Annotated in this window: 9 protein-coding genes; 5 read left to right on the top strand and 4 right to left on the bottom strand. The window is 62.2% G+C overall.

From position 1 onward, the window contains the following. Positions 1-6 precede the first annotated feature (6 nt). The 3 genes from MKI88_RS04370 to MKI88_RS04360 all read left to right on the top strand — a co-directional run bounded on the left by MKI88_RS04370 (position 7) and on the right by MKI88_RS04360 (position 2,720). Entirely contained in the window at positions 7-480 is a 474-nt protein-coding gene (locus MKI88_RS04370) for a hypothetical protein (RefSeq protein WP_241629737.1), read from the top strand. 92 nt (positions 481-572) lie between these two features. After that, positions 573-1,082 (top strand): hypothetical protein, encoded by a 510-nt coding sequence (locus tag MKI88_RS04365; protein WP_241629736.1) that lies wholly within the window; start codon positions 573-575, stop codon positions 1,080-1,082. A gap of 534 nt (positions 1,083-1,616) precedes the next feature. Further along, a complete protein-coding gene (locus MKI88_RS04360; protein ID WP_241629735.1) occupies positions 1,617-2,720 on the top strand; it encodes a sensor histidine kinase in 1,104 nt (367 codons plus the stop codon). Positions 2,721-2,729: 9 nt separating this feature from the next. On the opposite strand, the gene MKI88_RS04355 is transcribed toward MKI88_RS04360, so the two are convergent. Beyond that, positions 2,730-3,005 carry a hypothetical protein gene (locus tag MKI88_RS04355; protein ID WP_241629734.1) on the bottom strand — a complete coding sequence of 92 codons (276 nt, stop codon included), beginning with the start codon at positions 3,003-3,005 and terminating at the stop codon, positions 2,730-2,732. 595 nt (positions 3,006-3,600) lie between these two features. Continuing rightward, positions 3,601-4,692 carry an AI-2E family transporter gene (locus MKI88_RS04350; protein WP_241629733.1) on the bottom strand — a complete coding sequence of 364 codons (1,092 nt, stop codon included), beginning with the start codon at positions 4,690-4,692 and terminating at the stop codon, positions 3,601-3,603. Between the two features lie 271 nt (positions 4,693-4,963). Between MKI88_RS04350 and MKI88_RS04345 the strand changes: the two genes are divergently transcribed. Continuing rightward, entirely contained in the window at positions 4,964-5,413 is a 450-nt protein-coding gene (locus MKI88_RS04345; protein WP_241629732.1) for an ion channel, read from the top strand. Between the two features lie 27 nt (positions 5,414-5,440). Here the strand turns inward: MKI88_RS04345 and MKI88_RS04340 are convergent, their stop codons facing one another. Beyond that, the gene (locus MKI88_RS04340) at positions 5,441-6,664 is read right to left on the bottom strand and encodes a patatin-like phospholipase family protein (protein ID WP_241629731.1); all 1,224 of its coding nucleotides are present in this window, start codon (positions 6,662-6,664) and stop codon (positions 5,441-5,443) included. 262 nt (positions 6,665-6,926) lie between these two features. Between MKI88_RS04340 and MKI88_RS04335 the strand changes: the two genes are divergently transcribed. Next, positions 6,927-7,781, top strand: a complete 855-nt coding sequence (locus MKI88_RS04335; RefSeq protein WP_241629730.1) for a hypothetical protein — start codon at positions 6,927-6,929, stop codon at positions 7,779-7,781. Between the two features lie 6 nt (positions 7,782-7,787). Here the strand turns inward: MKI88_RS04335 and sthA are convergent, their stop codons facing one another. Further along, entirely contained in the window at positions 7,788-9,185 is a 1,398-nt protein-coding gene (gene sthA / locus MKI88_RS04330) for a Si-specific NAD(P)(+) transhydrogenase (protein WP_241629729.1), read from the bottom strand. Positions 9,186-9,293 lie beyond the last annotated feature (108 nt).

Below are 9,293 nucleotides of genomic sequence, written 5' to 3'. Positions count from 1 at the left end.
CATTCGATGTCGAAACTGACCTACTCCGGCCAATGCGGGCGTATTGTGATCACCTCCATTCTGCTCGCCTCGTCACCGAGCGTCGCGCAAACCGCGAGCGCGGTGGGGACGGCTCGGACCAGCGTTCCCGGAGACGCGAAGCTCACCTGTCCGCAGATCCTTGCCGAGGTGCATTTCCGCAACGAGGAACTAGCCATCCTGCAGGACGCGCTGAACAAGGTTGATGTGAATCCGAGCGCTGAGACTCAGGCAATAGCCGTCGCGGCGCAGGGCGTGGCGCTCCTCTCAATGGCACTGTCGGTCCCACCGCCCATCGCCACTGCGGTCGGAACCCTGGGCAGCACCGCGCACCTCAAAAGCTCCAGCAACGACATCAAGAAGGCATATGCGCCAATCCAGACGCAGTTCGACTTCGCGCTCGATCGGATGGATTATCTGCATGGCCTTTACCAACGGCGCTGCGTCGCGCGAGGGAAATAGGCTCGCTCGCGCCTGCCTCCCGCGAATGACTCCACCGTCCCCGCCGCACGCACAGTGACGCCAGGGCTCGCCCACAAAATGAGGTTGATGACATGATGTTCAGGACAGTAGCCCGGTCGATGATCGCTGCCGCCGCACTTGCGGCGGGATCCTCCGCAATGGCTTCGCAAGACGCGGATGATGTCTCTCTCGAGGCTGGGAAGCCGGGAGATCAGGCGCTGACCTGTGCCCAGTTGCAGGAAGAGATGAGCGCGCTGGACGCCGAACTTCTCGCGATGACGGGGCAGGTCGAGAAGCTTGCGAAGCAGGAGACAACTGGAGTGCTGGCCAAGCAGAAGGCGGGGAGCCTCGCGAAGCAGGCCCTGTCGGGTCTGGCGAGCACGCTGATACCTGGCGCAGGTGGACTGATCGGCATGGGGATCGATGCGACGCTCTCTTCGGCGATGGGCGGCGACGACCGGGCGGAAGCAATGATGAAGGCTCTGCAGCCGGTTATCGAACGGCAGACTTTCATGTCGCAGCGAATGCAGCATGTCGGGCTGCTTTATGCGGACAAATGCGCCGCGGAGGGCGCCGACGGGCCGCAGTCCGACGCGCAATAACGCCCATCCTGCCGGGACGTCGAAAACGGCGATCGCGCAGTGTCCGGCGGCCGTCAGGTAGCCGCGACATAGCCAGAACGCTGCATCGATGCGCGATCTGTCAGGACATCCGCGTCGCAGCAGGGAATGGGGCGGCTTTTGGAGGAAAAAACCGCCCCGCCGCATTCTAGAAGGAGGAATATCTAGAAGCGGTTTCCTGGGTCCAGCGAGTTCCGTGGAACTGCGACTTTTTGAACCGCTTTCAGTGCTTTGGTTTGTATGTTGCGACGACCGTGTCGGTTGAAGCGACGAGCAAGAATGCACAGCGCTTTCCGCATGCCGACGCTCTATTCCGCGGGCGAATGCGGTAACGAAAATCAGCTATTTACCTCGTAAGGTCCGGTCCACTATCGTGATGTCGTTACTCTCGATATGAGCCGGTGGGGGCGAGCCGGCCAACTTGTCCGCTGCGCCAGGGGGGAGATCCGCGCCATGGCAAAGTTAGGGTGGGCCCGATCAAGGGGCTCCATCAACATGGGCATTGTCCCCATCGCGATGCTCTACTGGGTCAGTTTCGTCCTGGTGACGTCGATAAGCGCAGTTCTGCGCGGATATAACTATCGCTGGATAAATGTTCCGCTGGATGCCACGACCATCGTCTATGCGACGGTCACAGGGCTCGTGGTCTTTCATATCCTCGCCCGTCTGATGACCTTGCCGATCAAGCGGCAGGCGGTCGCGGCGATCGCTACGATATTTGTCCTCGTCTTCGTCTTTGACGTCGGATTTCAGCTCATCCGGACTTTGCTTGGCCCCGATGCGGAGCACCTGACAGTGGCGACCGCCGTCACGAGGGAAAATGTTCTGGCGGGCGGTCTTTTCTGGTTCGTGCCCTTCTGCCTTTGGGCGGCCGCCATCATGGCGCTGCTCCACAATGACGAAGCACGGAAGCGCGAGCGCCTGCAATTGGTGGCGGAAGCCGAAGCCAATGCGCAACTGGCCCGGGCTGCCGATGCCGAGCGCAAGGCGGCGTCGACGGAGCTCTCGCTTCTTCGGCTTCAGCTGAACCCGCACTTCATGTGCAACACGTTGGGCGCTGTCTCCACGCTGATTATTGAGGGGCGGCACGATGAAGCCAACCAGACCGTGGAGAAGCTGGCCGGGTTCCTGCGGGATGTTGCGGATTCGGGGCATAGCCACGACAATCTGCTCAGCGACGAATTTGACATCGTCGATACCTATTTGGCGATCGAATGCTTCCGGTTCGGAGATCGCTTGCAGGTATCACTGGCACTCCCGGTGGACCTCGAAGATGCGCTGGTTCCGAACTTCATCCTGCAACCGCTCGTCGAAAATGCCATCAAGCACGCGGTGACCAACTCCACCGAAACGGTCGTGCTTCGTGTGTCGGCCCGTCAGGACGAGGACGAGTTGGTCATCACGGTCGAGGACAACGGGCCGGACGCATCTTTTGCACAGAGCGATTCCGGACGGATCGGCATCGGACTGCAGAATACCAGATCCCGGCTTTCGCTGCGCTATGGGAACACCGCAAATCTCGAGGCAGGGCCGGCGGAGCGCGGCTTCCGATCGACGATCCGCCTTCCGCTCGAGATTCAGGACGAGATCCGCCAGTCGAAAGCCCGCTCAAGCGGTTAGTGGCTGCGGTCATCGCACCGTGCGTCGCGTGGCGGCCAACAGCGGGTTTTCCCGCGCGACTATGCGCCGGCTGCTTCTGGCGAGGAGAAACTGAAACCTGGGGTCAAGCGCCTGCCCGTCAACGATCCGGCGAGTGCTGCGCGTCTGCTCAGGGAACCAGCTTTCGGGTTGCTGCAGTGATTCAAGTTCATCGCGTTCGGCAGGACTGAGTTCTTGCGCGACCGCCACACTCGCACAGGCGGTGAGGAAGCCAAGAAGGGCAGTCAGGAAGCGAGACCTGGGCATTCGCGGCGTCCTTCACCGATTGTCGGGCAGGCCCCTCACCTGCCACTACCGACCCTGTCAAACTTACCTCAGGCAGATTGGCCGCCAAGTTCCAGCGTGAGAATTGCCTGGGGACCAGCAAGACCGCCAGGCGCAGATTGCTCACGAAGCCAGAGAAAAGAATGGCGGCTTTCGCGCAGCCGAAAACGCACGCTGAATGGCTGACTTGCCGGCGTAAGTCGTCGCTCCGGCTGGCAGGCGCAAAATGGCGGCTATCTCGCCGATTGCCGCACTTCCGGAAACTGATACGGAAGGACATGACCCATGCCCAATTCGAGGCCCCAAGTGATCGAGAAATTTTATGTTCGAGCAAATCACCTGGGCATCGAACCTCCCCAGCTTCCGCTTCTGAGACTACATTTGAGGGTATGCGCTTGCCGCGTGCATTAGGCTAAGGTGTTGATTACAAAATCATACACGTCACCTTACAGTCCTCTCCTGGCACCATCTGTTCTCCATCAACATTTGTACCGGCCGGATAGCCGTTGAAACAGCGGCCGCCGGTCTGCGCGCCTTGCGAGTTTCGGAGCGAAAGGCGTCGGGTCGAGGCCGCGGCTCACGAGTCTTGCGGCGACTGTCTGACCCATTGCCAGAAGAGCTCGTAGCCCACGGCGAGAATCACCGGGCCGATGAACAGCCCGATGGTGCCGCCGGTGACCATGCCGCCCAGCGCGCCGATCAGCACGACGGGCATGGGCACGTCCACACCACGTCCCAGCAGCAATGGCTTGAGCACATTGTCCGCGAGCCCCGCGACAAAGACATAGACCGAAAAGATGATGACCGGGAGGGTCGCGCCCTCGGTCACAAAGACATATGCGATCACCGGGACGGTGATGAGCGTGGCGGGCAGTTGCATGATTCCCAGCAACAGCACCGCCATGGCGAGCAGGCCGGCTCCGGGAATGCCCTTGAGCGCGAAACCGACGCCGATCAGCAGCATCTGGATGAACGCGATGCCGACGACGCCCTGCGCGACTGCGCGGATGGTGGCCGTGCACAATTGTGCGACATGCGCGCCCCGGTCCGGCCCGAAGATGCGCGAGGAGATCTGCACCGCGCTGCGGCTGCCATTCTCGCCATAGGCCATGATGACCCCGGCCAGGATGAGCGCGACGATGAACATGACGAGGCCGATGCCGAATCCCGCCAATATCGTCAGCACTGTCAGGCTGGCCTCCCGGATCTGCGGCGCGAGCTTCTGCGTCAGCGCGGTCAGGTCGGTGGCCGCCTGCAGCCAGAAGGCGTGCAATGGCTTGCCGATCAGCGGCCACGCCGCGATCGAGGGATCGGGAGGAGAGATATGAAGGCTGCCACCCCTGGTGAGCGCGAGCGCTTCCTCCACCGAGGTCGAAACCGATGCGATAAGCAGATAGATCGGCACGAGCAGAATCGCGATCGAAACCAGCACGATCAGCGTTGCATTACGCCCCTCCTTGGTGCCGAGGCGGCGCCTGAGCATCACCTGCAACGGATAGAGGGTTACCGCGAGTATCACCGACCAGACCATCAGGTTCAAAAAGGGATGGAAGACGCGGTAGCACCAGATCGCCAGCACGGCGATCAGTCCCGCGCGGATCAGCACATCGAGCAATGTTCGCGGCGGCGCATGCTGCGAAGCGGGGTCGGGAGTGGGCGCAGTTGACATCGACACTCTCCTTGCAGTGTGCAGCAACGATGGGGCCGGCCCGCTATTACCCAACACCGGCGTCGCGCGTGCATTGCACCCGCAAAGCGCCGTGGCCGCTCAAAAATCCTACATCCTCCGCGCCCGGCGCCCATTGTGTTATGTCAATGCGGGACGCCCGGTTTCGATGCCACGCCGCCGCAGACGATATTGCCCGTCTTCCCATTGCAAGATGGCCGCAGCTGTGAATAGGTGCATCACCTGTCGGGACGCGCCGTGAAAGAGGTGTGACATGCTGGTTCATCTGCTGATTGGCCTTGCGATGCTGTTGCTCTGCCTGATGCTCCAGTCGGTTTTCGTGACCACATGCCTGCGCTGGTACGCGCGTTTCAGGATCGAGCATTCCCGAGGAAGCACGCGGTTGCAGGATTTCGGCCTGCTTTCGATAACGATGATGCTGATGATGCTGGGAAATCTGACCCAGATTGGCATGTGGGCGGCGCTGTTCATGCTGATCGGTGAGTTCGATTCCTTCATCACCGCCTTTTACCATTCGGGGGTCAACTATGCGGGTCTGGGCTATGGCGATATCGTCATGTCCGAGGACTGGCGGCTGTTTGGCCCGCTGGAGGCGGCCAATGGCGTCATCATGTTCGGTCTTTCGACCGCGGTCATGACCGCGGCGGTGATGGATGTGATCAAATACAGCAAGGCCCGCCTGCTTGGATCGACCGAATCTTGAAAGGGCGAACATGTCAGGCTCCCGACGCTATTCGGAATAGCCAGGCGGGAACTTCTGCCATTGATAGCCCTTGGCCGCCATCTGCTGGCCGACCGCATAGAGCTGTTGCATATAGTTGGTGTCGAACTCCTCGCGATGCGGCACGGTGAATGTCGGCGGGATGAAGGCGAGATTGTAATCGATGCCGTCGCGCCTGGTCGTCGTGTAGATCCGGTACAGGTCGCCAATGCCCTGCGTCTGCGTCAGCGCCGAGATCGCGCGCGTCGCGACGGGCAGCGTCCGCCGGTCGACGCTGGCCCAGTCGGGATCGAGCCGCGCGTTGCGGATGATGTAGAGGATACGCTTGCGGCCCGCAGATGCACCCGCCTGGTCGAGATGCATCGAGGGCGGATAGAGAAAGACCTGCGCGATCGTGCCGCCATCGACGTGCATTTCCTGATAGCGCTGCCCCCCTGCGGTGACATCGAGCATCATGGGCGGGAAGGCACCGGGTATCGAGGCCGATGCGACGAGGATACGCCGGAACAGCTCGGGCGCGCGCGGATCCTTGCTCGCCGCGATCGCGGTCATGTTCCAGATGACGGGCTCGAGCGAATCGAGCGCGGTGGTGCCGACGAGCAGCAGCCTGCCCTTCTCATATTCCGCCGCAATGGCGTCGAGCAGCGCCTGATCGGCATAGCGTGTGACGAGTTCGTAAAGCGGCGTCGTGTCCGCCATCGCGTCGCTGAAAAATCCCTTGATCATGCCGCGCATCTTGAAGATGTCGCGCTGCGACACTTGGGTGTAGACCTTTTCCAGAACGGGATCATATTTGGGGCCGAGAAAGGCGAAGGGCGCGATCAGCGCACCGGTGCTGATCCCGGTGACCGCCTTGAATTCGGGACGCGTGCCCGCCGCACTCCAGCCGTTGAGCAGGCCCGCCCCGAACGCCCCATTGTCGCCACCGCCCGAAATCGCGAGGAAATATGCGGGCGGCAGCGGGCCGTGCTGGCCCATGCTGGCGCGATATGCCAGCTCACGCGCCAGCGATTGCTTCGCTTCCGCCTCAAAACCCGAAACGTCGCGCCTTACGAAGAAGCGGATGGGCCCCATCCCGGTGTCCGCCTGAATCGTCGATGCCGTCGGCACCGCGGGAAGGCGCTCGGGTGTCGCGCACCCGGTCACGAGCAGTTGCAGCATCACGAACGCGAGCAGCGCTCGCAACCACGATGCTGCGCGGACGGGCCGATTCGGAACCAGGGTGCTGATCAAGCGCGGTCTCCCTCGAACGTCGTGGCTACCGCTCCCCGCGCATGCCGTACATCGGGAAATACCCTGTGTCCGCCGGGGATTGATGCCGATCCGCGCGGCGCAAACGGGGCGGTTGGCATAGTGCGGTCCGCGGCACGCCTGCCTTGTGCGGTTGAGCGAATTTTCGACATCGGGTCGGGTAAAATGCCGATGCACGGTTGCAGGCGATGACGGCATGATTGAATCGCTATCGGACGCGTCAACAGGAAAGCGGAGAAGCGCGATGCTCACGGCCTTCAGCAACTGGCTCGTTCAGACGCCGCTATGGGCAATCGGCCTCGTGATGTTCGGCGGAATGATTGGTGCATCGCTGATTGGCTGGGCGCTGCGACGGCGGCATAATCATGCCCGGGGAATTGCCGGCGAAAGCGAGGACGGCGAACAGGGCATGATGGTGCCCGCCATCATGGGATTGATGGCGCTGCTGGTTGCCTTCACCTTTTCACTGGCGGTCGATCGCTTCGATGCGCGCCGCGGAAATGTCCTGCTCGAAGCGAATGCGATCGGCACCACCTATTTGCGCGCCCAACTGCTGGAGCAGCCCCATCGGGCGCGGATGAGCAAGCTGCTTGCGGACTATACCGATACCCGGATATCGCTTGCCACCACGCCGCCGAGCCCGGCGCAGCGGCCTTTGCTCGCAACCAGCGATCGCCTGATTGCCGATCTCTGGACGGAAACCGTCGCAGCGTTTCCGTCGATGCGTCCCTATCCTTCTTCCAGTGCGTTCCTCGAAACGATGAACGAGCTCATAGACATGGATGCTGTACGCAAGGCGGGGCGTCAGGCGCAGGTTCCATCCGAGGTTTTCCTTGTGCTGTTCCTGTACCAGTTCATCACCGCCGGCGTGATCGGTTATGTCGTCACCGGAAACGCGAGCCGGAAAACGGCACTGGTGTTGTTCCTGTTGCTCGGGATCTTCATGGTGCTGATCCTCGACATCAATCGGCCGACCACGGGCGGAATCACCGAATCCCAGGAACCGATGCTGCAGCTTCAGGCATTCATAAAGGCGCAGCCACCCGAATCGTTCGATCGTTTCAACCTGCCTTCGCAAGCGCCCTCGCCGGGACGCTGACCGCGATCATGCCTGTCCTTCACGCTGTACGATCGCGTCATAAGCCGCATATTTGTAGAGATCACCCAGCGTCGGGTAATTGAAGCAGGCGCGGTTGAAGAGGTCCGCGTCGGCTTCAGCGAGCAGGGCTATGAGCCCGACATGGACGAGTTCGGTCGCCTGCTCGCCCATGACATGGACGCCGAGCAGGCGCATGTCCGCGCGACGAAAGATCAGCTTCAGAAAGCCGGTCTCGTCACCGATGATATCTCCGCGCGCAAGGTCGGCGTAGCGCGCGCGGCCGACGATGAAGTCCACGCCTTGCTCGCGCAACGCGGCTTCGGTTGCTCCGGCCATGCTGGCCTCGGGGATAGTGTAGATGCCCGTGGGGAGCGTTGTCGCAATATCGCTCTTGAGCGCGGCGCCGAAGGCGTGATTGACGGCGACACGCGCCTGCTCGATGCCCGTCGCTGCAAGCGCGGGTGCGCCGATCACGTCACCCGCCGCATAAATATGGGGCACCACGCTCTGATAGCGATCGTTCACGGGCACCAGCCCACGATTGCCCGGTGCTATGCCGGCGGCAGCGAGATCCAGCTCGGCGGTGTTGCTCTGCCGTCCGGCGCAGACAAGCACGCCGTCGCACGTCAGGCTCGTGCCCGAAGACAGCGTGAGGACGACACCGCCGGGCCGCGATGCGTCGCAGGCGACGACGCGCTCGTTCCAATGGAATTGGACGCCGTTCGCCGCCATGGCGGTGGCGATGCCGTGCGAGATTTCCTGATCGAGAAAGGGCATCAGCATGCCCCGCCCGTCGACCAGATGCACTTCGATGCCGAGCGCCGCAAACGTGCCCGCATATTCGCTGCCGATCACGCCACCGCCGATGACGACCAGTTTTCTCGGCATCGCACTGATCTCGAGCAGCTCGTCGGAGTCGTGGACACGGTCATCCTCGAAAGGGAATTCCGGGGGCCTGTAAGGCGAAGAGCCCGTGGCGATCAGAATCCTCTCGCCGCGCAGCAGCGTTTGCCCGCCACCCTCGAGGATGTGCACGGTGTGCGGGTCGACGAAGCTGGCTACGCCATTCAACCGCTCGACGCCGCGCAGATCGAGGTTGGCCTTCAAGCGCTCACGAATCGTCGCCGTCACATGCTGCTGGTGCCGCATGAAATCGCTGATCGTCGCCTCGCGCTGCAGCGAGAGATCGACGCCGAACAGCTGCCGCGAACGCCAGCCTGACAGGACGAGCGAGGTCTCGCGCAGCGTCTTGCTCGGCACCGTGCCCGTGTTGATCCCCGCACCTCCCAGCATTCCCGCCTGCTCGATCAGCGCGACGCGCTTGCCCAACAGACCCGCCGCGCTGGCGCCACTCGCGCCCGCCGGCCCGCCGCCGAGCACGATGAGGTCGAACGCGTCAGCCACGAGGCGTCAGATGACGGGGAGTGCGCTCCGGGGGGAGCGGCCGAACTTCAGAAGTGGAGACACCGCACAGCAGCAGTGGATGAAAAAGCGTCATAATCGGCGAGGTCC

Source organism: Sphingomonas sp. LaA6.9 (assembly GCF_022601895.1).
Lineage (GTDB): Bacteria > Pseudomonadota > Alphaproteobacteria > Sphingomonadales > Sphingomonadaceae > Sphingobium_A.
Note: the sequence above shows the minus strand (reverse complement) of the source record. Positions and strands in the feature narration are given on the sequence as shown.

Excerpts from the sequence above, each read along its gene's own strand:
- MKI88_RS04360 (WP_241629735.1), top strand. The coding sequence starts at position 1,617 with ATGCTCTACTGGGTCAGTTTCGTCCTGGTGACGTCGATAAGCGCAGTT.
- MKI88_RS04365 (WP_241629736.1), top strand. The coding sequence starts at position 573 with ATGATGTTCAGGACAGTAGCCCGGTCGATGATCGCTGCCGCCGCACTT.
- MKI88_RS04355 (WP_241629734.1), bottom strand. The coding sequence starts at position 3,005 with ATGCCCAGGTCTCGCTTCCTGACTGCCCTTCTTGGCTTCCTCACCGCC.
- MKI88_RS04350 (WP_241629733.1), bottom strand. The coding sequence starts at position 4,692 with ATGTCAACTGCGCCCACTCCCGACCCCGCTTCGCAGCATGCGCCGCCG.
- MKI88_RS04370 (WP_241629737.1), top strand. The coding sequence starts at position 7 with ATGTCGAAACTGACCTACTCCGGCCAATGCGGGCGTATTGTGATCACC.
- MKI88_RS04345 (WP_241629732.1), top strand. The coding sequence starts at position 4,964 with ATGCTGGTTCATCTGCTGATTGGCCTTGCGATGCTGTTGCTCTGCCTG.
- MKI88_RS04335 (WP_241629730.1), top strand. The coding sequence starts at position 6,927 with ATGCTCACGGCCTTCAGCAACTGGCTCGTTCAGACGCCGCTATGGGCA.